The organism is Achromobacter sp. ISS7, assembly GCF_056523125.1.
Genome location: NZ_JAWRZD010000001.1, coordinates 1,697,104 through 1,724,096, shown reverse-complemented (window position 1 = coordinate 1,724,096; position 26,993 = coordinate 1,697,104). Strand labels below are relative to the sequence as shown.

14 protein-coding genes are annotated in these 26,993 nt (G+C 69.5%); 8 read left to right on the top strand and 6 right to left on the bottom strand.

The window, feature by feature from the left end; all coding sequences use genetic code 11:
* Positions 1-65 precede the first annotated feature (65 nt).
* Positions 66-536: a tripartite tricarboxylate transporter TctB family protein gene (locus AC1HFW_RS07935; protein ID WP_006394923.1), complete on the top strand. Its 471-nt coding sequence runs from the start codon at positions 66-68 to the stop codon at positions 534-536.
* Positions 537-539: 3 nt separating this feature from the next.
* Entirely contained in the window at positions 540-2,069 is a 1,530-nt protein-coding gene (locus AC1HFW_RS07930) for a tripartite tricarboxylate transporter permease (RefSeq protein WP_006394922.1), read from the top strand.
* Positions 2,070-2,159: 90 nt separating this feature from the next.
* On the opposite strand, the gene AC1HFW_RS07925 is transcribed toward AC1HFW_RS07930, so the two are convergent.
* A complete protein-coding gene (locus tag AC1HFW_RS07925; protein ID WP_479282578.1) occupies positions 2,160-2,492 on the bottom strand; it encodes an Rdx family protein in 333 nt (110 codons plus the stop codon).
* A gap of 101 nt (positions 2,493-2,593) precedes the next feature.
* Between AC1HFW_RS07925 and AC1HFW_RS07920 the strand changes: the two genes are divergently transcribed.
* On the top strand, positions 2,594-3,799 hold the full coding sequence (locus tag AC1HFW_RS07920; protein ID WP_061071288.1) for a multidrug effflux MFS transporter: 1,206 nt from the start codon (positions 2,594-2,596) through the stop codon (positions 3,797-3,799).
* 26 nt (positions 3,800-3,825) lie between these two features.
* Here AC1HFW_RS07920 and AC1HFW_RS07915 read toward each other — a convergent pair whose 3' ends face one another.
* On the bottom strand, positions 3,826-4,299 hold the full coding sequence (locus AC1HFW_RS07915; RefSeq protein ID WP_479282575.1) for a DMT family transporter: 474 nt from the start codon (positions 4,297-4,299) through the stop codon (positions 3,826-3,828).
* 91 nt (positions 4,300-4,390) lie between these two features.
* Here AC1HFW_RS07915 and AC1HFW_RS07910 point away from each other — a divergent pair, with 91 nt between their 5' ends.
* On the top strand, positions 4,391-5,278 hold the full coding sequence (locus tag AC1HFW_RS07910) for a LysR family transcriptional regulator (protein WP_006394918.1): 888 nt from the start codon (positions 4,391-4,393) through the stop codon (positions 5,276-5,278).
* Between the two features lie 73 nt (positions 5,279-5,351).
* Here AC1HFW_RS07910 and AC1HFW_RS07905 read toward each other — a convergent pair whose 3' ends face one another.
* Positions 5,352-6,338 (bottom strand): aldo/keto reductase, encoded by a 987-nt coding sequence (locus AC1HFW_RS07905; RefSeq protein WP_061071290.1) that lies wholly within the window; start codon positions 6,336-6,338, stop codon positions 5,352-5,354.
* Positions 6,339-6,426: 88 nt separating this feature from the next.
* Between AC1HFW_RS07905 and AC1HFW_RS07900 the strand changes: the two genes are divergently transcribed.
* Positions 6,427-7,350 (top strand): LysR family transcriptional regulator, encoded by a 924-nt coding sequence (locus AC1HFW_RS07900; RefSeq protein WP_116522379.1) that lies wholly within the window; start codon positions 6,427-6,429, stop codon positions 7,348-7,350.
* Between the two features lie 73 nt (positions 7,351-7,423).
* Positions 7,424-8,218: an enoyl-CoA hydratase gene (locus AC1HFW_RS07895; RefSeq protein WP_479282573.1), complete on the top strand. Its 795-nt coding sequence runs from the start codon at positions 7,424-7,426 to the stop codon at positions 8,216-8,218.
* Between the two features lie 9 nt (positions 8,219-8,227).
* Here the strand turns inward: AC1HFW_RS07895 and chrA are convergent, their stop codons facing one another.
* Positions 8,228-9,487 (bottom strand): chromate efflux transporter, encoded by a 1,260-nt coding sequence (gene chrA, locus AC1HFW_RS07890; protein ID WP_116522381.1) that lies wholly within the window; start codon positions 9,485-9,487, stop codon positions 8,228-8,230.
* Between the two features lie 259 nt (positions 9,488-9,746).
* Between chrA and AC1HFW_RS07885 the strand changes: the two genes are divergently transcribed.
* Entirely contained in the window at positions 9,747-11,060 is a 1,314-nt protein-coding gene (locus AC1HFW_RS07885) for an ATP-binding protein (protein ID WP_006394912.1), read from the top strand.
* A gap of 662 nt (positions 11,061-11,722) precedes the next feature.
* Positions 11,723-24,643, top strand: coding sequence for an autotransporter-associated beta strand repeat-containing protein (locus tag AC1HFW_RS07880; RefSeq protein WP_479282570.1), 12,921 nt, complete (start codon positions 11,723-11,725; stop codon positions 24,641-24,643).
* A gap of 169 nt (positions 24,644-24,812) precedes the next feature.
* Here the strand turns inward: AC1HFW_RS07880 and AC1HFW_RS07875 are convergent, their stop codons facing one another.
* Positions 24,813-25,904 carry a BamA/TamA family outer membrane protein gene (locus AC1HFW_RS07875; protein WP_061071293.1) on the bottom strand — a complete coding sequence of 364 codons (1,092 nt, stop codon included), beginning with the start codon at positions 25,902-25,904 and terminating at the stop codon, positions 24,813-24,815.
* 86 nt (positions 25,905-25,990) lie between these two features.
* Entirely contained in the window at positions 25,991-26,965 is a 975-nt protein-coding gene (locus AC1HFW_RS07870) for a SphA family protein (RefSeq protein WP_241074172.1), read from the bottom strand.
* Positions 26,966-26,993: the final 28 nt, after the last annotated feature.

Here is a 26,993-nt window from a genome sequence, read left to right as displayed (position 1 = left end):
GTCAGCTTTCGTTCAGACGAAAGTCAGGGCGATTGAAAGCCACAACAAAGGGAGGAATGAATCCAATGCAATCAAGACGCAGCGTCATCAAGCGCGAGGCGTGGGCCGCGGGCACGATGATCGTGCTCGGCCTGGGCGCCATCGCGCAGGCATCCACGTACACCCTGGGCAGCCTGGCCCGCATGGGCCCCGGCCTGTTTCCCGCCATTCTCGGCGTGCTGCTGGTCCTGCTGGGACTGATCATCGCGCGCATGGCCTACTCGCCCATGGTCACCGAAGAGGACGCCGAAGAGATTCCGCCGCCCGAGTGGCGCGGCTGGGGCTGCATCATCGGCGGCCTCATGACCTTCATCCTGCTGGGCAAGTACGGCGGCCTGGTGCCCGCCACCTTCGCGCTGGTCTTCATCTCGGCCATGGGCGACCGCCAGCACACGCCGCGCAGCGCCGCGCTGCTGGCCGTGGGCGTGACCATTCTCGGCGTGGCCGTTTTCTCGTGGGCGCTGCAATTGCAGTTTCCGCTGTTCCGCTGGGGCTGATAGATGGAAATCCTCAATAACCTGATGCACGGGTTCTCGGTCGCGTTCGCGCTCGACAACCTGCTGTGGGCCGTGTTCGGCGTATTCATGGGCAACCTGATCGGCGTGCTGCCGGGCATGGGCGTGCTGGCCGCCATCTCGATCCTGCTGCCGCTGACCTACACCATGACCCCGACCGCGGCGCTGGTGATGCTGTCCGGCATCTACTACGGCTCGCAATACGGCGGCGGCATCACCTCGATCATGCTGAACCTGCCGGGCACCGCCTCGCACGCGGTGGCCTGCCTGGACGGCAATCCGCTGGCGCGCAATGGCAAGGCCGGCTCGGCGCTGTTCATGCTGATGTTCTCGTCGTTCTGCGGCGCGTCCGTCGGCATCCTGGCGATGATCCTGTTCTCGCCGCTGCTGGTCGACGTGGCCTTCAAGTTCGGCCCGGCCGAATACTTCTCGATGATGATGCTGGGCCTGCTGGCCGGCGCCACGCTGGCCAAGGGCTCGGCGATCAAGGGCGTGGCGATGGTGGTGGTCGGCCTGCTGCTGGGCGTGATCGGCACCGACGTCAACACCGGCACCATGCGCTTTCACTTCGGCATCCTCGAGCTGAGCGACGGCCTGCAGATCGTGGCGCTGGCGATGGGCCTGTTCGGCGTGGCCGACTTCCTCAAGAACATCAACCAGATCGGCGGCGACACCAAGGTCACCAGCACCAAGGTCAGCATGAAGTCGATGCGGCCCGAGGCCGGCGACATCAAGCAGTCGCGCGGCGCCCTGGTGCGCGGCACCGCCATCGGCGCGGCCTTCGGCATCCTGCCGGGCACGGGTCCGACCATCGCCTCGTTCATCTCGTACGCGGTGGAAAAGAAAGTGGCGCGCGAACCGCGCCGCTTCGGCCGCGGCGCCATCGAGGGCATCGCCGGCCCCGAGGCCGCCACCAGCGCCTCGACCCAGACCAGCTTCATCCCCACCATGAGCCTGGGCATCCCGGGCGACCCGGTGATGGCGCTGATGCTGGGCGCGCTGATCATCCACGGCATCCAGCCCGGTCCGCAGATGATGGTCGAGCACGCCGACATGTTCTGGGGGCTGATCGCCAGCTTCTGGGTCGGCAACGTGCTGTTGTTGCTGCTGAACCTGCCGCTGATCGGCATGTGGGTGCGCCTGTTGACCGTGCCGTTCCGCTATCTGTTCCCGGCGGCGCTGTTCTTCGTCTGCGTCGGCGTCTACAGCACCAACAACAACCTGTTCGACGTGGGCATGGTGACGTTGTTCGGCGCCGCGGGCTACGCGCTGATCCGGTTGCGCTTCGAACCGGCGCCGCTGCTGCTGGGCTTCGTGCTCGGGCCGATGGTGGAAGAGAACTTCCGCCGCGCCCTGCTGCTGTCGCGCGGCGACCTGGCGATCTTCGTGACGCGTCCGATCAGCCTGGGCTTCGTGCTGGCGTGCGTGCTGCTGATCGCGCTGCTGCTGGTCTCGGCCGTGAGGCAGAAGCACAAGGCGCAGGCGGCCCTGGAGCAAGCCCGCACGGCGGCCTGACGGGCGTCGACGGTATGAAAAACAGCCGCCCCAGGGCGGCTGTTTTTCATGGATCGGCAGACCCGCCGGTCGCGGGCCGACAACGCGTCGCTAGGCCTCGGGCGGCGCGGCCGGCCCCACGACGTGGCCGTCGATATGGCCCAGCGGCCGGCCCGGATCGAGCCGGTCGCGCACCCGCTGCTTGAGCACCTTGGCTTCCGGAAAACCGCCGTCGCGCTTGCGGTCCCACACCAGCTCGCCGTCGTAGGTGATCTGGAAGATGCCCCCGGTGCCGGGCTGCAGTGCCACTTCGCCCAGGTCGGTGGAAAAGGTGGACAGCAGTTCCTGCGCCATCCAGCCGGCGCGCAGCAGCCATTGGCACTGCGAGCAGTAGAGGATGACGATGCGGGGACGATGGGCGGCGGGCTGGGCGGCGGTTTGCATGGCGCGGATCATTCTACGCCAGCCCGATGCGGGCGGCCCGGATCGCCAGTCGTGGATAATGTCGGGTTTTCCCGGGCGCGCGGTGCGCCCTGAGTCCGCCAATGAAGTCTGCATTACCCGCTCGAAGCCAACGCTGGCTGATCGGCCTCCTGATGGGCCTGGTCACGCTCACGCCGATGGGCATCGACATCTACCTGCCCTCCCTGCCCGCCATGGCCGTCGGCTTCGGCCAATCGATCAGCGCGCTGCAGGCCAGCATCACCCTCTTCATCTTCTCGGTCGGCGTCGGCCAGATCCTGATCGGCCCGCTGGCCGACCGCTATGGCCGCCGGCCGGTGGCGCTCGGCGGCGCGCTGGCTTACCTGCTGGGTTCGGCGCTGGGCGCGGCCGCGACCTCGCTGGAACTGTTCTACACCGCGCGCGTGATCCAGGGCCTGGGCGCCTGCTCGGCCTCGCTGGTGGCATTCGCGGCGGTGCGCGACCGCTTCAGCCCGGCGGTCGGGGCGCGCGTCTACAGCTATCTGAACGGCGCGTTGTGCACGGTGCCGGCGCTGGCGCCGATGCTGGGCGGCGCGCTGGCGGTGCATGCCGGCTGGCGCAGCACCTTCGTCTTCATGGTGCTGTTCGCCCTGGCGCTGGCGGCCTTGCTGGCGTGGCGTTTCGCCGAGACCCGCGAGGCGGCGCCGGCGCGCGGCACGCCCCTGTACAGCCTGCGCCGCTACGCGCCGATCGCCGCCAGCGGCCGGTTCCTGTATTTCGCCATCTTCGGCATGGCCGGCATGGCCATGATCCTGGTGTTCGTGTCGGCCGCGCCGGTGGTGCTGGTGCAGCAACTGGGCTATTCGGAGCTGGGGTTTTCCGCCTGGTTCGGCGGCAACGCCGCCATCAACATCGCGGCGTTCTTCCTGGCGCCGGTGTTCATCGCGCGCTTCGGCCGCTACGCCATGCTGCGGGTCGGCATGATGGCCCTGCTGCTGGCCGCGCTGATGCACCTGGCCGCCTGGCGCTGGGCGCCCGCGGCCGCGTGGATCTTCATGCTGCCGGTGGCGGTGCTGACGGTCGGTTTTTCGCTGGCGCTGGGCTCGGCGCTGAGCCTGGCGCTGGAGCCCTTCGCCGACCGCGCCGGCACCGCCGCCGCGGTCTACGGGCTGTTCCAGATGAGCGGCTCGGCCGTCATCGCCACCGCCCTGCTGGACCAGGGCGTGGCGCCGCAGGCCGCCATGGGCCTGATCGGCGTGGTGATCGTCGGGCCGTTGCTGTGCCTGTCGCGCGCCATGGCCCGGCGCGTCGCCGCGTCCTCGCGCTAGGCCCGGCCCGCGCCGCGTTGCGGGGCTCAGGCCGCCGCGCGCGGCGTGTTCGACAAGTGCATCAGCAGCGCGCCGCTGGCGATCAACGCCGCGCCCGCCAGGCGGCCGGGGTTGAGCGCGCTGCCCACGAACCCCACCAGCGCATAGCGATCCAGCAGCAGCGCCGCCAGCATCTGGCCGGCAATCACCGCCGCCAGGAAAGCGCCCGCGCCCAGGCGCGGCGCCAGGATCAGCGCCGCCGTGATGTAGAACACGCCGGCCAGGCCGCCGGTCCAGCCCCACCACGGCAACTGGCCGATCTCGGCGAAGCTCGGCGCCGGCACCCGCAGGAAAGCCATCACCGCCATGGCCGCGACGGCGCTGATCGCCAGCGAGGCCATGGTGGCCCACAGCGGGTGTCCCAGGTGGCGGCCCAGGGCGGCGTTGGCGCCGGCCTGGATCGGCACCAGCGCGCCCGCCAGCACGGCGGCGGGAATGGCATAGAAGGTCGTGTTGTTCAAGGCTTGCTCCGGTTCAAGAGGGATTGGCGTTATTCTCTTATTCGCCAAACAATGAATCCAATTCGATATTCATCTATTGAATATGCAGCCAGTGAATAATCTACGGGCCATCGACCTGAACCTGCTGGTGGTGCTGGACGCCTTGCTGCACGAGCGCAACCTGACCCGCGCGGCGGCGCGGCTGCCGATGAGCCAGCCCGCCATGAGCCACGCGCTGGCCCGCCTGCGGGCGCTGCTGGGCGACCCGCTGTTCCACCGCACCCGCGGCGGCCTGCGGCCCACGCCGCACGCCCTGGCGCTGGAAGCGCCGCTGCGCGATGTGCTGGCGCAAGTGCGGCGCCTGCTGGCCGGCGCGGTATTCGAGCCCGCGGCCAGCCGACGCGCATTCCGCCTGGCCATGTCCGACTATGGCGCGAGCGTGCTGCTGCCGCCGCTGATGCGGCGCCTGCGGCGCGACGCGCCCGGCATCGACCTGGAAATCAGCTATGCCAGCCGCAGCGGCATGATCGCGGGCGTGGCCGACGGCCAGCTGGACCTGGCGCTGGCCGTGTTCGGCGAGACCCCCGCCGAGATCCAGCGCGCGGTGCTGTTCGAGGAAAGCTTCGTCTGCGTCGCCGATGCCGCCGCTGGCCTGCCGTCGACCTTGGCGGACTACCTGGCGCGGCCGCACGTGCTGGTGGCCGCCAGCCAGGACCAGCGCGCGGCGGAAGTGGACGCGGCGCTCGCCCGCATCGGCCAGTCGCGCCGCGTGGCGCTGCGGCTGCCGCATTGGACGGCGGCGCCGGCCGTGCTGGCCGGCACCGACCTGGTGCTGACGGTGGCGCGGCGCGCGGTGGAGCCGGCGCCGGCCGGCCTGGCGGTGGGCCCGGCGCCGTTCGCGATCGCGCCGCTGGGGTTCGAGATGATCTGGCACCAGCGCGCCGACGCGGACGCCGGCCTGGGCTGGCTGCGCGCGCTGCTCGGCCAACTGGCGGGCTGAGGCGCGCCGATCGCGCCCTCCGAGGGCTTGGACTTCGGCGCCGCGGGTCGTCGCGCGGCGCCGGATGCGTCGCCTATTCCCGTGCGCGCGGCGCCATGAACTCGGGGCCGACCGGATCGAGGATGTTCTTTTGCAGCAGATCGTCGATGTCGGCCATGTCGGCATCGCTCAGGTGCCAGCCGCAGGCCTCGTCGACGCCGTCCAGCTGCTCCGGACGACGCGCGCCCCACAACGCGATGGTCGGGCCGCTGTCCAGCACCCAGCGGATGGCCAGGGCCAGCACCGGCTTGTCGTAGCGGATCCGCGCCATGGCCTCCAGTTCCTTGGTGGCGCGCACGTATTGGTCGAAACGCGGCCGGCGGAACTTCGGATCCGAGGCGCGCAGGTCGTCGGCGCCAAACGTGGTGTCCACCGTCATGCGCCCCGACAGCAGGCCGCGGCACAAGGCGCCGTAGGCCAGCACGGCCAGCCCATGCTCGCGGGCATATGGCAGCACGTCGTGCTCGATGGCGCGCTCGAACAGGTTGTAGGGCGGCTGCACCGACGCCAGCGGCAGCACGGCGCGGAACGCGTCCATCTGCTCGGGCGAATAATTGCTCACGCCCACCGCCAGGATCTTGCCTTCGCGCTGCAATGCTTCCAGGGTACGCGCGGTGTCCTCGATCGGCACCAGCGGATCGGGCCAATGGATCTGGTACAGGTCGATGCGGTCGGTGCGCAGGCGCCGCAGCGAATCCTCCACCTCGCGCCGCAGCCGCTGCGGGCTGGAATTGCGGCGCACGCCCTCGCCAGCCCATTCCAGGCCGCCCTTGGTGGCGATGACCGCCCGGTCGCGCATGCCCGCCAGGGCCTGCCCCACCATTTCCTCGGAATGGCCAAAGCCATACACCGGCGCGGTGTCGATCAGGTTGATGCCGCGCTCGACCGCGCCGCGCAGGGTGGCGATCGAGGCCGAATCATCGGCGCCGCCCCACATCCAACCGCCGATCGCCCACGTGCCCAGGCCGATTCTCGACACAGGCGTGGGGATACCTTCAATACGCATGGTCTCGACCAGCATGACTTCTCCTACACAAAAATTTTGATGAGTGTAGGTCAGGTATTATTGAATTGGATTCAACGATTTATTCATCTTTCCCCCGCTTTTCATGCCCTCCTACAGCCGCCACGACCTGGCCGATCTCAGCGCCTTCGCGGCCATCTGCCGGCGCGGCAGCTTCCGCCTGGCGGCCACCGAACTGGGCGTCTCGACCTCGGCCCTGAGCCACGCGCTGCGCAATCTGGAAGACCGCCTGGGCGTCAAGCTGCTCAACCGCACCACCCGCTCGGTCGCGCCGACCGAGGCCGGCAGCCGCCTGGCGGCGCAGCTGGACCAGAGCTTCGGCGAGATCGGCGAGGCTCTGTCGGAGCTGGGCCGCTACCGCAGCGGGCCGCTCGGCGGCCTGCGCATCAACGTGCCGCGCGACGCCTCGCGGCTGCTGCTCAGCCCGGTGCTGGCGCGCTATCTCGAAGACTGTCCCGGCGTGAAGATCGAGGTCGTGGTCGACAACAACATGGTCGACATCGTCAAAGCGGGCTTCGACGCCGGCATCCGCTTCGGCGACACCGTGCCGCAGGACATGGTCTGCACGCCGCTGACGCCGCCGCTGCGCTGGGTGGTGGTGGGCGCGCCCACCTATCTCGGCCGCCATGGCACGCCGAAGACGCCCGAGGATCTGCTGCGCCACGCCTGTATCCGGCTGCGGCTGGGCGACCAGACCCTGTACCGCTGGGAATTCGGACAGGCGCCGCGCGCGCAGGCCATCGACGTGCCCGGCGCGCTGATCGTCAATGAAACCGACATGGCATTGGACGCGGCGCTGGACGGCATCGGCCTGGCCTATTGCCTGGAGCGCTACGCCGAGCCGCACCTGCGCGCCGGGCGCCTGCGGCGCGTGCTGGACGAGTGGTCGCCGGCCGGCGCGCCTCTGGCCATGTACTACCCCAGCCGGCGGCAACTGGCGCCCGCGCTCAGCCGCCTGATCGAGGCGATCCGCGCCGCCAACGGGCTGCCCGGCGCGCTCGACGGCTAGATCGCGGCCGCCGAAGGACGCGATCGGGCGGCGGCCTGCTATCGTGGGGGCTCCCCCGCCTCCCGGAGATGTCATGCCCGCCGATGCCACGACCCAGGATCCGTTGCTGCTGCACACGATGCACGAAGGCATCGCCACGCTGCGGTTGAACCGGCCCGCGCAATTCAACGCCTTGTCCGAGGGCCTGCTGGACGCGCTGCGCGCGCGCATCGATGCGCTGGCGCGCGAACCCGGCCTGCGCTGCGTGATCCTGGAATCGTCCGGCCGCGCGTTCTGCGCCGGCCACGACCTGCGCGAAATGCGCAGCCAGCCCGCGTTCGATTACTACCTGGCGCTGTTCCGCAAGTGCGGCGGCGTGATGCAGGGCCTGCAGGCGCTGCCAGTGCCGGTCATCGCCAAGGTCCGCGGCGTGGCCACCGCGGCGGGTTGCCAACTGGTGGCGAGCTGCGACCTGGCCGTGGCCGCGGACAGCGCGCGCTTCGCCGTCTCGGGCATCAATGCCGGCCTGTTCTGCTCCACGCCGGCGGTGGCGTTGAGCCGCAACGTGTCGACCAAGCGCGCCTTCGAAATGCTGGTGACCGCGCGCTTCATCGATGCGGCGCAGGCGTGCGACTGGGGGCTGCTGAACGATGTCGCGCCGGAGACGGAGCTGGATGCGCGGGTACAGGCGCTGGCCGACGTGATCGTGTCCAAGAGCCCCACCGCGATCCGCTACGGCAAGCGCATGTTCTACGCGCAGCGCCAGATGGCGCAGGCCGAGGCCTACGAATACGCCGCCGAAGTCATGGCGCGCAACATGATGGAAGAGGACGCGGCCGAAGGCATCGACGCCTTCCTGCAAAAGCGCGCGCCGCGCTGGCGCGCGTGAACCGCGGCGCTACGCCAGCCAACCCAGCGCCCAGCCGCCCGCGGCGGCGGCCAGCACCACCCACAGCGGCGACCAGCGCGCATACACCAGCAGGCCGAACAAGCCCAGCGCCAGCGCGAAATCCGCCTTGGTGAGGATCGCGCTGGTCCAGACCGGGTCGTACAGCGCCGCCAGCAGGATGCCCACCACCGCCGCATTGACGCCCGCGACCATGTTGCGCACGCCGGGACGGCGCCGCAGGCTTTCCCAGAACGGCAAGGCCGCGGCCACCAGCAGCGCGCCGGGCAGGAACACGGCCACCAGCATGGCCAGGCCGCCGGCCCAGCCGGGCAACGGACCGGACGACGCCGCGCCCAGGAAAGCCGCAAACGTGAATAGCGGCCCCGGCAGCGCCTGCGCCACGCCATAGCCCGCCAGGAAATCCGCGTTGGACACCATGCCGCCGCCGACCGCGGCCGTCTCCAGCAACGGCAGCACCACGTGCCCGCCGCCGAACACCAGCGCGCCCGCGCGATAGAACCCGGCCAATTGCGTCGCCAGCGGCGCGCCCGACAGCGAGGCCCACAACGGCAACGCCGCCAGCAATAGCGCGAACAGCGCCAGGCACAGATAACCGGCGGTGCGCGACACGCTCTGCGACCGGTTGGCCAGCAGCGGCCGCGGCGGCACCTGCAGCAACGCGGCGCCGGCCACCGCGCCCAGCACGATGGCGCCGACCTGTCCCAGCGTGGTCGGCAGCGCCACCGTGATCAGCGCCGCGACGATGGCCAAGCCGGCACGCGGCGCGTCCGGACAGAGCGAGCGGCCCATGCCCCACACCGCCTGCGCGATCACCGCCACGGCCGCCACCTTCAGGCCGTGCACCAGCGGCAGGCTGGCCAGGCCGCCAAAACGCGCCAGCCCCAGGCCCAGCAGGATCATCACCAGCGCCGACGGCAGCGTGAACGCGAGCCAGGCCGCCAGCATGCCGGCCCACCCCGCCCGCTTCAGGCCCAATGCCATGCCGACCTGGCTGCTGGCGGGCCCTGGCAGGAACTGGCACAGTGCCACCAGATCGGAAAACGCATAATCGTCGAGCCAGCGGCGGCGGTCGACGAATTCCTCGCGGAAATAGGCCAGGTGCGCCACCGGACCGCCAAACGCGGTCAGGCCCAGCCGCAGGAAGGCCAGGAACACTTCCAGACAGGATCCGCGTCCCGCCGGCAAGGCCTCGCTGGCCACCGCTTTGCTGGCGACGCGTTCATCGTGGAAAGGAGGCTGCGGCGGCATTGGACTTGGCACTCTGAAACGGTTGGCGGCCGGCCAGTCGCGCGGCGCCGTGATTCAAGCTTATAGCCGGGCGGCGTGGCAGTTTCAATCATTCAGGCGGCCGGGCGTCACCAGATTACTGCATGACTATTCACAATTTCCATACAAAATCCGTTGGATGACCGGAACGCGGTTATGTATGATTCAGCGGCCCGCCGCGATGGCCGGACATCATCCAGGGCGGCAGATGTGCGGCTCTCGCGCCCACAGGAATACCAGCATGCTCAAATTCACGATCCGCATTTTCGTGGTCGCCGCCATTGCCTATATCGCCGCGTCGCAACTGGTGAACCGCAGCCTGGGTTATCTGCTCGACTCGATCAGCGCCGACCTGTCCTACCAGGCCGTGCGCGGCCAGATGTACGCACTGCATAAAGAGCTCGATCCGATCGAGCCCGAATCACGCGCCGCCTTCATCCGCGATTCCCTGCGTCCACACTATGGCCTGGAGTTGAAGTTGGTGACGCCGGAACGGATCGAGGCCACCGACCAGGAAAAGCAGGATCTGGCCACGCGCGGCTTCATCATGCGCGACGAATACAACACCTATCTCGCTCCCCTGCCCGGCGAACCGCGGCAATGGCTGGAGATGCGCCTGCCCGGCGAACCGACGCTGGAAAAGTGGGTCACGTGGGGCGCCTGGCTGGCGCTGAGCATGGTACTGGCCGCGGTGCTGCTGCTGTTGTGGGCGCTGCCGGTGTGGCGCGACCTCGATGCCTTGCGCAACGCCACGCTGCGCATGGGCCAGGGCGACCTGGGCGTGCGCGCGCGGCTGTCGCATTTCTCCGGCATCCGCCACGTCGGCGAGAGTTTCAACCAGATGGCCGAACGCATTTCGGCGCTGGTGGAAAACCAGCGCAGCCTGACGAACGCCGTCTCGCATGAATTGCGCACGCCGCTGGCGCGGTTGTCGTTCGAGGTCGACATGCTGGGCCAGGAAAAATTCCAGGCGCGGCGCGAGCAGATCCTGCACGACATGCGCACCGATATCCACGAGCTCGAAACCATGGTCGACGAACTGCTGGTGTACGCGCGGCTGGAGCGCCCCGCCGACGACGTCGTCAAGCAGGAAACCGTGGACGTGCGCGACTGGCTCGGCGAAGCGCTGGCGCAGGTGGCGCACCAGGCCGACGCGCGCGGCGTGCGTTGCCACGTGCGCGACGGCCTGCCCGCGCATGTGCAGCTGCATCCGCGCTACATGAGCCGCGCCCTGCTGAACCTGGTGCAGAACGCCGTGCGCTATGCCAGCGCGCGCATCGAGATCTCGCTGACCAGCTGCCCGGCGGGCGGCTACGAACTGATCGTCGACGACGACGGCCCCGGCGTCGCGCCCGCCGACCGCGAGCGCATTTTCGAACCCTTCATCCGGCTCGACGAAAGCCGCGACCGTGGCACCGGCGGCGCCGGCCTGGGCCTGGCCATCGTCAAGCGCGTGGCCGCCAGCCACAAGGGCACCATCGAGGTGCGCGAAAGCCCGCTGGGCGGCGCGCGCTTCATATTGCGATGGATGTCCACGCCCGTCGAGGCGGATTGATTCACGCGCCGCATGGCGCCATACCTGGATAGTATTCACGCCGCTGCGTATTACCGCCAGGCCGTTGCATCACGCAGCAATTGTTGCATCCAGCGCCCCTGAAAACTCACCGGTGTAATACCGGACAATTATTCGAAAACTTACGAGTTATTCGGGGTCACCATTTCGCAACACACGAAATCGGCCAGCAAAAATCATTCCCGTGCGTCAGCCGGGCCGATGAAAAACAAATCCCACAGAAAAAGGCATCACGCCGTTTTTGTTTAATTGCCGACTTTTAAAAGAATTAGACGCCACGAAGCCGTCTCTTTGAATAATTATTAGAATTTCAAAATATCCACTCAATCGATTTTATTGAGTCACTCTCACGCAATCTCGATTGTTTTCACCCAAATTATCAATTAGTAATTTTAGTATCTATTTGAAAGTATCAGCATGAGAGAATTCGTCTGAATTCTGAAAATAATAGTTACTATTCACGCAAGATTCTTAAAGATTATCTCGCCGGATTCCTTTCAAACTGACTCCAGGTTTAAAAGCGGCACCAATATAAAACCACCGCCGCTCGCGCTTCCCGATGTGCAGCAATCGCCTTTTCCAGGCACCGGGCAGGTTGGCGATCCGGTCCTCCAGGAAAGGTTCATTGTGTTTCTGGAGCTGAGATGAAACCTGGCCACCGGCATGGCTTTTCGTTCCCTACCTTCAATGACGCATGGCAGGTGTTGATCCTGCTGCTGGCCCCCGTGCCAGCCGCGCTGGCGTGCACCACCTCCGGCACATCGATCCTGTGCAACGATGCCGTCGTCCTGCTCCCGTTTCCCCATACCAATACCGTCAACAGCAGCGTGAATGGCGCCTCGGTGCTGGTCACCGCCAGCGGACAGTCCTCATCCGCGCTGCTCGGCCCCTCGATCACCCTGAGCGGCAAGAACACCAGCCTGACCAACCAGGGCGCCATCGACCCCGGCCTGGGGTTGGGCGCCCTGCTTAGCCTGGGCGCGTCCGGCGCGCAACTGGGCAACCTCGCCAATGGCGGCGCGGTGGTCGTCAACAACAACGGCCTGCTGCGCGGCACCGGCCTGTCCGTGCTCGGCCTGCCGATCCTGACCGGCGTGGGCGGCGCGGCGTTGGTGGCGATGAGCGACGCCACCGGCACCATCAACATCACCAACACCAACCTCATCGAGATCCGCCCCGGCCTGTTGCCCGACCTGACGGCCCTGCTGAGCAGCCCCGTGATCGCGGCCTATGGCGGCGCCCCGATCACCGTGACCAACGCGGCCGGCGCAGTCATCAATGGCCGCGTCGGCCTGGGCCGTTCCGTTTCGGGCAACACGTTCACCAACGCCGGCACGATCAACGGCAGCGTGCACATGGGGATCAACAGCACCAACACCTTCACGGCGGTGACCGGGTCCTCGGTGAGCCAGGGCGGCGCCACGGGCATCGGCGTTGGCGTCGGCCTGGGCGGGCTGGACGTCAGCCTGGCATTGAACTTCTCGGCGCTGGGCGTGGTCGACGGCGGCGCCGGCGGCAACAACACCCTGGTGCTGCAGAACCCGGGCGCCAGCGGCACCAGCGGCGCCGGCGCCGCCAGTTCCGCCACGTACATCAATTTCAACAACCTGGTCGTCAACGGCGGCACCTGGAACGTCAGCGGCCCGCTGGTGGCCGCGCGGGCCACCCTCAACGGCGGCCTGGTCAATTTCGACAATGCCGGCGCCTTCGGCAGCGGCACGCTGAGCGCCAACGGCGGCGCCATCGCCAGCACCCAGGCGCTGTCGCTGAGCAATGCCATCGCGCTCGGCGCCAACGGCCTGGGCATCCAGGGCGCCAACAGCCTGACGCTGTCCGGCGCCACCAGCGGCGCGGGCTACCTGGACAAGTCGGGCACCGGCACGCTGACGCTCAATGGCGCCAACGCGCACACGGGCGGCACCCGGCTGGGCGGCGGCACGCTGATCCTGGGCACGAACACCGCGCTCGGCCTGGGCGACCTGGCGGTCTATGGCGCCGCCGCGCTGCAGGCCGTGGGCGCCACCAGCATCGGCAACAACATCGGGCTGGGCGCCAACCTGGCCTTGACCAACGCCGGCAACCTGGCGCTCTCGGGCAATCTGTCAGGCGCCGGCACTCTGGTCAAGAATGGCGCCGGCGTGCTGACCCTGAGCGGCGCCAACAGCCACGCCGCGACGCAGATCAACGCGGGCGGCCTGGTGGTGGGCAACAACAACGCGCTCGGCACCGGCGCGCTGACGGTGAACGGCGCCGCGACGTTGGCCTCGACCACGTCGGTGGCGCTGCAGAACGCCATCGTGCTGAACAACACGTTGACGCTCAACGGCGCCAACGACCTGACGCTGAACGGGCTGCTGAGCGGCGCCACCGGCTCGCTGGTCAAGAGCGGCGCGGGCACGCTGACGCTCAACGGCGCCAACACGTTCGGCGGCGGCGCCACCCTCAGCGGCGGCGCCGTGAACGTCGGCAGCAACACCGCGCTGGGCAGCGGCGGCGTCACGGTCAATGGCGCCGTGACCCTGTCGAGCCTGGCCAACAACATCGCGCTGTCCAACACGTTCGCATTGAGCAATGCGCTGACCATCGCCGGCAGCAACAACCTGACGCTCAATGGCGCGCTGTCCGGCGCGGGCGGCTCGCTGGTGAAGACCGGCAGCGGCACCCTGACGCTCAATGCCGGCAACACGTTCGGCGGCGCCACGCTCAACGGCGGCACCATCGTGGCCGGCGCCAACAACGCGCTGGGCACGGGCACGGCCACGGTGCAGAGCGCCACCGCGCTCGATGCCGGCGCGGCCGTCAGCCTCGGCAACCAGTTCGTGCTGAACGACAACCTGTCGGTCCTCGGTTCGCAGGACCTGACCCTGGCGGGGGCCCTCTCGGGCAGCGGCCAGCTCATCAAGAACGGCGGCGCCAACCTGACACTGGCGACCCAGAACACCCATTCCGGCGGCGTGCTGCTCAACGCCGGCACCCTGACGCTGGGCAACGGCCAGGCGCTGGGCACCGGACTGCTGGACGTGCAAGGCGCGGCCACGCTGGCCGCGGGCGGCCTGAGCGTGGCCAACAACATCCGCCTGGGCGCGGGTCTCGGCGTGAACACCGGCGGCCAGGGGCTGACGCTGTCCGGCGCGGTGAGCGGCGCCGGCGGCCTGACCCTGAACGACAACGGCATTCTCACGCTGTCGGGCAACAACAGCCACGCCGGCGGCGTCACCCTCAATGCCGGCACGCTGGTCGCCGCCAGCGATACGGCGCTGGGCAGCGGCCAGTTGACCGTCGGCGGCAACGCCACGCTGCAAAGCACCGCGAACCGCAACTTCACCAACAGCGTCGCCCTGAACGGCAACCTGACCGTGGACAGCGGCAACAACATCGGCCTGTACGGCGCCATCAACGGCGCCGGCAATCTGATCAAGAACGGCGCCGGCACCCTGACGCTGACCGGCGCCAACAGCTTCGGCAACACCACCATCAATGCCGGCGTGCTGCAGGCGGGCACCGGCAGCCTGGGCGCCAGCGTGCTCAACAACAGCAAGCTGGTGCTGGCGCAAGGCGCCAACGCGACCTACAGCGGCGCCATCAGCGGCAGCGGCAGCGTCGACGTGCTGGGCAACAACACCACGCTGATCCTGAACGGCATCAACACCTTCACCGGCGGCCTGAACCTGCTGTCGGGCACCGTCGAAACGCGCGGCGGACAGGCGCTGGCCGACAACCTCGCCGTCAACCTGGCGGCCGGCAGCACGCTGCGGCTGGCCGACAGCGAGACGTTCGGCTCGCTCAGCGGCGCCGGCAACCTGGCGCTGGGCGCCAGCGCCACGGTGCAGATGGGGCAGAACAATGTCGATTCGGTCTTTGGCGGCGTCCTCAGCGGCGCCGGCAACATCGTCAAGAACGGTACCGGCGCGCTGACGCTCTCGGGCGTGAATACGCAGACTGGCCTGTTCAACGTGGCCGGCGGCAGCCTGAATGTCACCGGCTCGCTGGCCAGCTCGCAGGTCAATGTGGGCGCGGGCGCCAGCCTGGGCGGCACGGGCACGGTGGCCGGCGTGGCCAATATCGCCACCGGCGGCGCGCTGACCGGCACCACCGGCCAGACGCTGACGCTGGGCGGCCTGGCGATGAGCGCCGGCTCGCAATTCAACGTCTCGCTGGGCGCGCCGACGCCGCAGGCGCTGGTGCAGGTCAACGGCAACGTGACACTCAACGGCAATCTCAACGTGACCGACAAAGGCGGCTTCGGCGTGGGCGTGTATCGCCTGCTGGGCTACACCGGCACGCTGACCAACAACGGACTGGCGCTGGGCAGCCTGCCGCCGGGCACCCTGCCCGCCAACCTGCAGATCCAGACGGCGGTGAACCAGCAGGTGAACCTGGTGGTGGCCGCGGGCGGCAACAACGTGCAATTCTGGAACGGCGCCAAGACCGCCGCCGACGGCGTGCTGGCCGGCGGCAGTGGCACCTGGGTGGCGGGCCAGACCAACTGGACCGATCAGGCGGGCAACCTGTCGCAGCCCTGGGGCGGCCAGTACGCCGTGTTCGGCGGCACGGCCGGCGGCAACGTCACGGTCACCGGCGACCAGGCCGTGACCGGCATGCAGTTCTTCACCGACGGCTACACCCTCAATGGCGGCGGCCTGCAACTGGCCACGGGGCCGAATACGTTCCGCGTCGATCCGACCATGACCGGCACCGTCAACAGCGCCATCAAGGGCGCCGGCCAACTGCAGAAGCGCGACCTCGGCACGCTGGTGCTGGGCGGCGCCAACACCTATACCGGCGGCACGCTGATCAGCGAAGGCGTGCTCCAGGTCGGCGCCGACAACAACCTTGGCGACGCCAGCGGCGCGCTCGCCTTCGCGGGCGGCACGCTGCGCGTGACCGGCACCGGCTACACCGGCACCAGCCGCGCCATCGACGTCGGCGCGGGCGCCGGCTTCGATATCGCCGACGCCGGCAATGTCTTCACCCTGAACCAGGCCCTGACGGGCGCGGGCCGCGTGACCAAGCTGGGCGCCGGCACGCTGGCGCTGGGCGGCAACAACAGCGCCATCGGCGGCGTCACGCTGGTGGCCGGCACGGTATCGGTCGGCAGCAATACCGCGCTGGGCAGCGGTTCGTTCAACATCAACGGCTCGGGCGCGCTCGACAGCACCGCCGCGGTGACGCTGGCCAACGATGTCTTCATCGGCGCTGGCACCACGCTCACCAACCTGGGCTCGAACGACCTGACGCTCAACGGCGTCGTCGCCGGCACCACCGGCGCCCTGGCCAAGCAGGGCAACGGCACGCTGACGCTCAATGGCGCCAACAGCTATGCTGGCGGCACCACCTTGTCGGCGGGCGCGATCCGCGTCGGCAGCAACACCGCGCTGGGCACGGGCGCGCTGACCGTCGCCGGCGCCTCCAGCCTGCTGTCGGACGGCACCGTCGCCCTGGCCAACAACGTGGCGCTGGGCGCCAACCTGACCACCGGCGGCAGCGGCGACCTGACGCTGAACGGCGCCATCGGCGGCGCCGGCAGCTTGATCAAATCGGGCAGCGGCACGTTGACGCTGAACGGCATCAACACCCATGCCGGCACCCAGTTGAACAGCGGCACCCTGCTGCTGGGCAACAACCAGGCCCTGGGCCTGGGCCCGCTGGCGGTCAATGGCAACGCCGCGCTCGACGGCCGCGTCGACCTGTCGCTGGGCAATGCCATCACGGTGGCCAGCGGCGCCAACCTGACGCTGGCGCAGACGCATGACGCCACGCTGTCCGGCGTGATCGATGGCGCTGGCGGCCTGATCGTCGGCGCGGCCGGCCGCAGCCTGACCCTGACGGGCGCCAACACCTACCAGGGCGGCACGCAGCTCAATGGCGGCAACCTGGTAGTGGGTTCCAACACGGCGCTCGGCACGGGCGCGTTGCAGGTCAACGGCGCCGCCACGCTTGCCGGCGCCACCGGCGGCCCGGCCATCGCGCTGGCCAACAACGTGACGCTGAACAACGCGCTGACCGTCAACGGCGCGCGCGACCTGACGCTGTCGGGCGCCATCGATGGCGCGGGCTCGCTGCTCAAGAGCGGCAGCTCGACCCTGACGCTGAACAGCGCCAACACCTACCAGGGCGGCACCACCCTGGCCGCCGGCACCCTGCGGGTCGGCAACGGCGCGGCGCTGGGCAGCGGCGACCTGACGGTCACCGGCGCGGCCACGCTCGGTTCGACCCAGGCGCTCACGCTGAACAACAACGTGACGCTCAACCAGAGCCTGGCGCTCGACCTCACCAATGACCTGGCCCTGGCCGGCACGATCGGCGGCGCCGGCGGCCTCGTTGCCAACGGCGCCGGTACCCTGACGCTGGCCGGCGCCAATACGTTCGGCGGCGGCACCCAGATCAGCGGCGGCAACCTGGTGGTGGGCGCCAACACCTCGCTGGGCACGGGCGACCTGACGGTCAACGGCGCCAGCACGCTGCAGTCGCTGACCGGCGTGGCCCTGGCCAACAACGTGACGCTCAACGGCGCCGCGCTGACGGTCTCCGGCGCGCAGGACGTGGCGCTGAACGGCATCGTCTCGGGCGGCGGATCGCTCGTCAAGCAAGGCGCCAACACGCTGACCCTGAGCGGCGCCAATACCTTCCAGGGCGGCGTCACGCTGGCCCAGGGCGGCCTGCGCGTGGGCTCGGACCAGGCCCTGGGCAGCGGCGCCCTGACCGTGACGGGCGCCTCGACGCTGGACAGCACCCAGGCCGTCACGCTGGCCAACGCCGTCGCGTTGACCGGCGCCAACCTGACCGTGGCCGGCGCCAACGACATCACGCTGGGCGGCGCCGTCAGCGGCGCGAACGGCCTGGTGAAGAATGGCAGCGGCACCCTGACGCTGTCGGGCAACAACAACTACGCGGGCGGCACCACGCTGGCCAGCGGCACGCTGGCCGCCAACAGCAACACCGCGCTGGGCACCGGCGCCCTGACGGTCAGCGGCGCGGCCAACCTGACCGCCGCCGACGGCGTCACGCTGGCCAACAACGTCACGCTCAACAACACCCTCACCGCCAATGGCGCGGGCAACTGGACCCTGGCCGGCGTCATCGGCGGCGCCGGCGGCCTGATCAAGGAAGGCAGCGGCACGCTCACCCTGACGGGCGCCAACACCTACACCGGCAACACCCAGTTGAACGCGGGCGGCCTGACCGGCGACACCGGCAGCATCCGCGGCAACGTCGCGACCGCCGCCAACACCACGCTGACCCTCAACCAGGGCAGCAACGGCACCTTCGCCAATGTGCTGTCGGGCGCGGGCAATCTTGAGAAAACCGGCGCGGGCAGCCTGACGCTGAGCGGCGGCAACACGCTGTCCGGCGGCATCGGCGTGGCGCAAGGCACGCTGATCGCGGCGGGCGGCAACGCCATCAGTTCCGCATCGGGCGTGCGCATCGACAGCGGCGCCACCCTGCAACTGACCGGCTCCGAATCCATCGCCAGCCTGACGGGCAACGGCGTCCTGCAGGCCGGCGCCAACGTCTCGCTCGGCAGCGCCAGCGACAGCCTCTTCGGCGGCGTGCTGGCCGGCGCCGGCAATATCACCAAGACGGGCACGGGCACCCTGACGCTGGGCGGCACCAGCACCAACAGCGGCAACTTCAACGTCAACGGCGGCACGGTCAACCTGACCGGCTCGCTGGCCAATGCCAACGTCAACGTCAATGGCGCCGGCTCGACGCTGACCGGCAGCGGCACGGCCAGCGGCAATGTGTCGATCCTCAATGGCGGCAGCCTGGCGGTCAGCTCCGCCAACCCCGGCGGCCTGACGTTCGGTTCGCTGACGGTCGACAGCAGCTCCAGCATCGATGCGCTGCTGGGCGCGCCCTATTCCGGCAGCCTGGTCAACGTGTATGGCGACGTCACCCTCAACGGCAAGGTCAACGTCACCCAGGCGCCCGGCTTCGGCGTCGGCGTCTATCGCATCGTGACGTACAGCGGCGCCGGCAACACCGCCGGCCTGGCGCTGGGCGCCGGCGCCTCGCCGAACCTGAGCCTGCAGACCGGCATCAGCGGCCAGGTCAACGTGCTGAACCAGTCCAGCGCGGGCGAGATCCAGTTCTGGCAAGGCGGCAGCGGCGCCTGGACCACCGCGGGCACCACCTGGCGCAACGCCACCACGATGGCGGCGGAAGCCTGGGGCGGCAAGTTCGGCGTGTTCCAGGGCACCGCCGACACCGTCACGGTCGCCACCAACCAGCAGTTCCAGGGCTTGCAGTTCTCCACCGACGGCTACATCGTCACCGGCGCCGGCGGCCTGACCGCGCAGGCCGGCAGCGACGGCGTGGCGACCCTGCGGGTCGAGCCCAACGCCACCGCCACGCTCGACACCGTGCTGGGCGGCAACGTCGATATCGCCAAGCGCGATGCCGGCACCCTGATCTTCACCCAGGCCAACACCTACATCGGCAACACCCGCCTCGAAGGCGGCGTGCTGCAGATCAGCGCCGACAACCAGTTGGGCAACGCCGCCAACGGCGTCGTCTTCGCCGGCGGCACGCTGCGCTATGCCGGCACGGCGCCGGGCACCACGGGCCGCGCCTGGACCCTGGAAGGGGCTGGCGGCGTCGACGTCGCCGACGCGGCCGCGGTCTATACCGCGAACGGCGTGGTCTCCGGCACGGCCACGGCCGGCACGCTGACCAAGACCGGCACGGGCACCCTGGTGCTGAACGGCGCCAACACCTATGTGGGCGGCACCCAGTTGCAGGCCGGCACCCTCAAGGTCGGCAACAACACCGCGCTCGGCGCCGGCGTGCTGACGGCCGCGGCCGGCACCACGCTGGCCAACGACACCGCGCTGACGCTGGCCAACAACGCCGCGCTGCAAGGCGACCTGACGGTCCAGAGCAGCCAGGCCCTGACGCTGGGCGGCAATCTGTCGGGCGCCGGCGGCCTGGTCAAGACCGGCACGGGCACCCTGACGCTGGCGGGCAACAACAGCTACCAGGGCAACACGCAACTGACGGCCGGGCAGATCACCGTGGGCAGCAACACCGCGCTGGGCACCGGCAGCCTGATCGCCGCCGGCGGCACGCAGCTCGATGCCAGCGCGCCGGTGCAACTGCAGAACGCCGTCGTGCTCAATGGCGCCCTGACCTTGCCGGGTTCCAACGACCTGACCCTGGCGGGCGCCGTCAGCGGCAGCGGCGGCCTGGTCAAGAATGGCGCCAGCACCCTGACGCTGGGCAACGCCAACAGCTTCGGCGGCGGCGTGCAGTTGAACGCCGGTACGCTGGCGGTGGGCAACAACGGCGCGCTGGGCAGCGGCACCCTCACGACCACCGGCGGCACCACCCTGTCCGCCACCGCCCCGGTGACCCTGGCCAACGCCATCACGCTCGGCGCCGGCACCACCACCGTCACCGGCGCCAACCTGGGCCTGAGCGGCGCCATCACCGGCGCCGGCGACCTCGACAAGACCGGCAACGGCGTACTGACCCTGACCGGCGCCAACAACTACGGTGGCGGCACCACCCTGTCGGGCGGCACGCTGGTCGTGGGCGGCAGCAGCGCGCTCGGCACCGGCGACCTGACGGCCGCGGCCGGCACCACGCTGAGCGGCCTGGGCAACGCCAGCCTGGGCAACAACGTGACCCTGGGCGGCAGCGTGACGGTCAACGGCAGCGACAGCCTGACGCTGGCCGGCGCGATCGACGGCAGCGGCCCGCTGGTCAAGAGCGGCACGTCCACGCTGACCCTCAACGGCGCCAACACCTACACCGGCGGCACCACGCTGGCCGGCGGCACGCTGGTCGCCGGCGGCAACGCCGCGCTGGGCAGCGGCGGCCTGTCCGTCACCGGCGCCAGCACGTTGCAGGCTGGCGCGCCCGGCGTCGCGCTGGGCAACCTGGTCAACCTGGGCGCCGCGCTGACCGTGTCCGGCGCCAACGACCTGACGCTGTCGGGCGACATCACCGGCGGCGGCAGCCTGACCAAGGCCGGCGCCGGCACGCTGACGCTGAGCGGCCAGAACCAGTACACCGGCGGCACCACGTTGACGGGCGGCACGCTGGTCGGCGACACCCACAGCCTGACCGGCGCCATCGGCACCGCGGCCGGCACCAACCTGGTGTTCAACCAGGGCACGGGCGACAACGGCAGCTTCGGCGGCGCGATTTCCGGCGGCGGCAGCCTGACCAAGAACGGCGGCGGCACGGTCACCCTGACCGGCGCCAACAGCTACACCGGCGGCACCACCATCAACGCCGGCACGCTGGCAGGCAACGCCACCAGCCTGCAAGGCAACATCAACATCGTCGATGGCAGCGCGCTGATCTTCAACCAGACCGGCACCGACGGCACCTACGGCGGCAACATCACCACCACCGGCAACAACACCGGCACGCTGACCAAGGACGGCACGGCCAACCTGACGCTGACCGGCAACAACACGGTCGGCGGCGGCACCACCGTCAACGGCGGCACGCTGCTGGTCAACGGCACGCTGGGCGGCGGCAACGTCACGGTCAACGCCGGCGGTTCCCTGGGCGGCTCGGGCTCGGTCGCCACCGACGTCACGCTGGGCAACGGCGCGCACCTGGTGGCGGGCACACCGAGCAACCCGATCTCGTTCGCGCAGAACCTGAACCTGTCGACGGGCACCCAGCTCGACTTCACGCTGGGCTCGCCGAACTCGGCCACCACCGCCGTGACCGTGGGGCAGAACCTGGCACTGAACGGCATCCTCAACATCTACGACGGCGGCAACCTCGGCACGGGCGTCTATCGCCTGTTCTCGTACGGCGGCACGATGACGGGCGCCGGCCTGACCTACGGCGTCCTGCCGTCCGGCTACACCAGCGCCAACCTCACCCTGCAGAACCAGCCGAACCAGGTCAACCTGGTGCTGCAAAGCCAGCCGGGCGAGATCCTGTTCTGGAACGGCGCCAAGACCACGCCCGACGGCGTGATCGCCGGCGGCACCGGCACCTGGGACGCGGCCGGCAACAACTGGACCGACGCCAGCGGCAACCTGGCCAGCAACTGGAACGGCAAGTACGCGGCCTTCTCCGGCGCCAGCGGCACCGTCACCCTGAACGGCAGCCAGGCGGTCACCGGCGTGCAGTTCCTGACCAGCGGCTACACGCTGGCCGCGGGCGCCGGCGGGCAGCTCAGCATCGCCCAGGCGCTGACCCCGTTCCGGGTCGAGGCTGGCGCCACCGCCACCGTCGCGGCGCCAATCACCGGCGCGGGCGGCATCGAGAAAGGCAACGGCGGCACGCTGATCCTGGCCGGCAACAACACCTACACCGGCAACACCTCGATCCGCAGCGGCGTGCTGCAGGTGACCCAGGACAGCCAGTTGGGCAATGGCGGCGCGATCTCGCTGAACGGCGGCACGCTGCGCATCGCCGATGCCGGCTACGCCACCACCACCCGCACGATCTCGCTCGACGGCACCGGCGGCGGCCTGGACATCGTCGCGGCCAACCAGACGTTCACGCTGAACCAGTCCATCAACGGCACCGGCGCGCTGCTCAAGCAAGGCGACGGCACGCTGGTGCTGAACGGCGTCAACGCCTATGCCGGCGGCACGGTGATCGCCGGCGGCACGCTGGAAGGCAACAGCGCCAGCGTCAAGGGCAACGTCAGCACCGCGGCCGGCACTACCCTGCGCATGAACCAGGGCACCGACGGCGCCATGACCGGCGGCATCAGCGGCGCCGGCCAGCTGGTCAAGGATGGCGCCGGCGCGCTGACGCTGACCCAGCCGTCGACCTACACCGGCGGCACCCGCGTCAACGCCGGCACCCTGATCGGCGACACCAGCAACCTGCAGGGCGCCATCACCAACAACGCCACGCTGGTCTTCAACCAGGGCTCGGACGGCACCTTCTCGGGCTCGCTCGCGGGCGCCGGCACCATCGTCAAGCAAGGCGGCGGCTCGCTCGGCGTCGGTGGTTCGCAGACCTTCAATGGCACCGTCGCGGTCAACGGCGGCACGCTGCAACTGGGCAGCGCCCAGGCGCCGGCCACCCTGCCCGCCGCGGTGCAGGTCAACAGCGGCGGCACCCTGTCCGGCTACGGCACCATCGCCAGCCTGACCAACGCCGGCACCGTGGTCAGCGGTTCGGGCGCGGGCGGCGGGCTGAAGGTCAGCAACAACTTCAGCAACGGCGCGGGCGCGACGCTGGCGGTCGGCCTGGGCCCGAACGCCGGTCCCAATGTGCACGTGACCGGCACCGCTACGCTCGGCGGCACGCTGAAGGTGAGCAACAACGGCCCGCTGACCGGCAACGACACCTTCACGGTGCTGACCGCCAACCAGGGCCGCCAAGGCGTGTTCGCCAACACCATCCTGCCGCAACTGGCCTTCGTCGACGCGGCGGTCGGCTACGACCCGAACAACGTCACCGTGTCCTTCACCCGCAACCAGACCGGCTTCGGCTCGGTGGCGCAGACGCCAAACCAGCGCGCCGTGGCCGGCGCCCTGGGCGGCATCGACTCCAACTCGTCGCTGTACGGCGCCCTCCTCGGCCTGACCGCCGACGAAGCCGCCGCCGCCTTCAAGCAACTGTCCGGCGACAGCCACGCCTCGCTGGCCTCGGCGCTGATCCGCGGTTCGGAATCGGCCCGCACCCTGCCCCTGAACCACCTGCGCGACAGCCTGCAAAGCGAGAACACGCAGGACGGCCGTCCTTGCGACGAGGCGCTGCGCACCAACGGCGGCTACGCGCAACGCTTCTCATGCCAGCGCAACATCTGGGCCGAAGTCATCGGCAACTGGCAGAGCCAGGATGGCGACGGCAACGCGCCCAGCTACAAGCAGCGCGTGGGCGGCGTGCAGGCCGGCGGCGACATCCGCGTCGGCGACGGCTGGCGCGTCGGCATGGCGCTGGGCTACCAGGACAGCACCATCTGGCAGGACAGCCGCAATGCCCGCGCCAAGGTCGACAGCTACAGCGTCTCGCTGTTCGGCGGCAAGTCGTTCGTGCAGCCTGGCGGCTCGGCCTGGAACCTGATGGCGGGCGCGGCCTACAGCTGGCACCGGATCGACAACCGCCGCGACCTGACGCTGGCCGGCCAGAACCAGGAGCTCAAGACCAAGTACGACGGCAACACCACGCAGATCTTCGGTGAACTGGGCTACGCCATTCCGGTGACGCCGCAGGCCACGGTCGAGCCGTTCGTCGGCGCGGCCTGGATCAAGCAGCGCATGGGCGGCTTCTCGGAAAACGGCGGTTCGGCGGCGCTGTCGGCGGGTAGCGACAGCAACGACATCACCACCACCACCGTGGGCCTGCGCGGCAAGCTGGATACCGAAATCGCCGGCGCCCCGGCCCGCCTGCGGGCCACCCTGGGCTGGCGCCATGCGATGGGCGATGTCGATCCCGAACGCACCATGGCCTTCAGTTCGGGTCCGTCGTTCACGGTGGCCGGCACGCCGGTGGCGCGCGATGCCGCCATCGCCGAGCTGGGCGCCGAGATCGCGGTGTCCAGGAATGCCTCGATCGGGCTGGGATACCAGGGCCAGTTCGGCAACGGCAGCCGCGAGAACGCCGGCTTCCTGAACGTGCGCTGGAACTTCTGAGGGGATGTCCCGGCCGTTCCTGCCGCCGCCGAGCGCCACCTGGGGCGCCGGCGGACCGCTCCTGGCCGTGAGCAGATAGGCCGGCCCGCCAATCGCGCGGACCGCGACGGCCCTGACGATCAGCGGGCCGGCGCGGCGCCGCGCGGCCATTGCAGGCTTTTCATGTCGCTCATCTCCAGGCGCTGCCCACTTGTATGTAAAACGCGTTCTGGTCCTTGCTGTGCGCCACGTCGATGCCCACCGACAGGCCCAGCTTGCGCGCGATCAGGTAGCGGAACCCGGCGCCAACGCTGACGATGTTGGTGGCCTCGCTGAAACGGTTCCAGCGGCCATACGCCTTGCCCACCCCCGAGAATCCCAGCACCGACCAGCGCGGCGTCACGTTCCAGCGCAGCTCGACCTCGGTGGCCAGGGCGTTCTTGTCCTGGTAGCGGCCGCGCGACACGCCGCGCAGGTCGACATACGGCTGCGCGTAGAACGGCACCGAGCCGCTGGTGACCTGGCTGTCGAGCCGCAAGCCCAGGGTCCAGCGCGGCGCCAGCGGCTGCCACACATAGCCGCGCGCGCCATAGGTATTGAAGGACTGCGAGCTGCCGAACGACGGCCGCGCGAACTGCGCCTCGAGTTCGGCGTAGGCGCCCCGGGTCGGATAGAACATGTTGTCGCGGCCGTCGTAGTCCACCACCAGGCCCAGCTTGCCGACGCGGCGCGTGACGTCGCTGGCCTTGAGCTCGGACGCCATCTGGCCCGCGAAGGTCGTGCGCGAGTTGAAATAGGTATAGCGCGGACCCGCATACCATTTCGACTCGCCAAGCTTGACCAGCAACTGCTGCACCAGCATCGTGCCTTTCAACTCATAACTGCGGCCGCGGTTGAGCGCGCCGTAGTAATCCAGGTTCATGCGCCCCTGGGCCAGGGCGCCCAGATAGCGGTAGCGGTCGCCGCCCCAGGTGTGGAAGTGGAACAGCCCGCCGCCGCGCGACCCGTTCTCGGTCATCAGGCCGCCCACGCCCGTCACGTTGGGCGGCGCCAGCGCCTCGCCGCTTTCACGCGCCTTCTGCCCGGCCTCCGACATCGACTCGGAGAAATACAGCAGCATCAACCCGCCGCCGTAGCCCACCGCCGGCTCGGTGATCAGCGCCGGCACCGGCATCAGGCCCTTGTTGTTGAGCAGGTAGTTGCTGATGTCGAACGCGCCGTCCTCCGGATCGGTGAACTTCTGCGCGGCCGCCGCGCCACAGACCAGCCACAACCCCAGCATACGCACGACACTGCGCATAGACGGCCCTCCCGGCGATTCGGCCGGCCGTCCACGCGGGACGCCGGTCCACGGCCCCCTGCCGCGTTTCAGAACACCAGCGTGGCAGACGCCATGAAGGTGCTGCTGCTATCCAGGCGATTGGTGCTGCTGATGGTCGGCACCCAGCGCAAGCCAAGCGACAGCGAGCGCTTGTCGGCCAGCTTGCGGTCGTAGGTCAGGACCGGACCCAGCGCCCAGTCGCGGCCCCGGAAGCCGTTCAGGCGATCGGCGGTGGGCCCGCTGTCGCTGCCCAGCTGCTGTTGCGTGCCGAGCACCAGCCCCACGGCCAGGCCGTTCGAGAACATCTTGCGCCCCATGACATCGACGCCGAAGATCGGCGCGTTGCGGTAATCGGTGTCGCTGTTGCGGGTGTAGAACTGCACGCTGGCCACCGTGTCGAGCTGGAAGCCCGACTCCGGGAAGATGCGGGTGTAGGCCACCTGCGGGATGAAGGTCCAGTTGTTCAGGCTGGGATTGGCCAGCGCGTTGGCGTCGTACTTGCCGGTTGGCGCCCACACGTTCAGGCTCAGGGCCATGTGCGAGGTTTCGGAAAAGTGGTACCCGGCGATGATCGGCGAGAAATACAGGTCGAACAGGTTCGACGTGGTGTCACTTTCGCCGCCGCTGCGGCCCAGCGGGCCGGTGACCTTGGCGTTGACCTTGGTCCATACGTACGGCAGCGTGATGCTGGAGGCGAAGTTCCAGCGCCCGGGCCCGGTATCCCAGGTCTTGAGCAGCGTCGCCAGCGTGAAAGCCACCTTGCCCTCCACGTCGGCCGTGACCCGCTTGCCCAGCGGCACGTCGCGGCCGCCGCCGACCTTGCCGTCCAGGTAGATCTCGGCGAAGTTCACCGCCCAGATCGGCTCGGGCGAAACGATGCCGGCATTGGGCTGCACGCTGGTGCCCGTGACCTGCCGGCCGAGCGCGCCCTCGGTGGCGTGCACCGCGAGGGGCGCGGCCAGCGCCGTGAAAGCGGCCACCCATGGGGCGGCGCATTGGCGCAGACGGCGATGGCGCAACATTCTCGGCATGCTCTCACTCCCGCGGGAT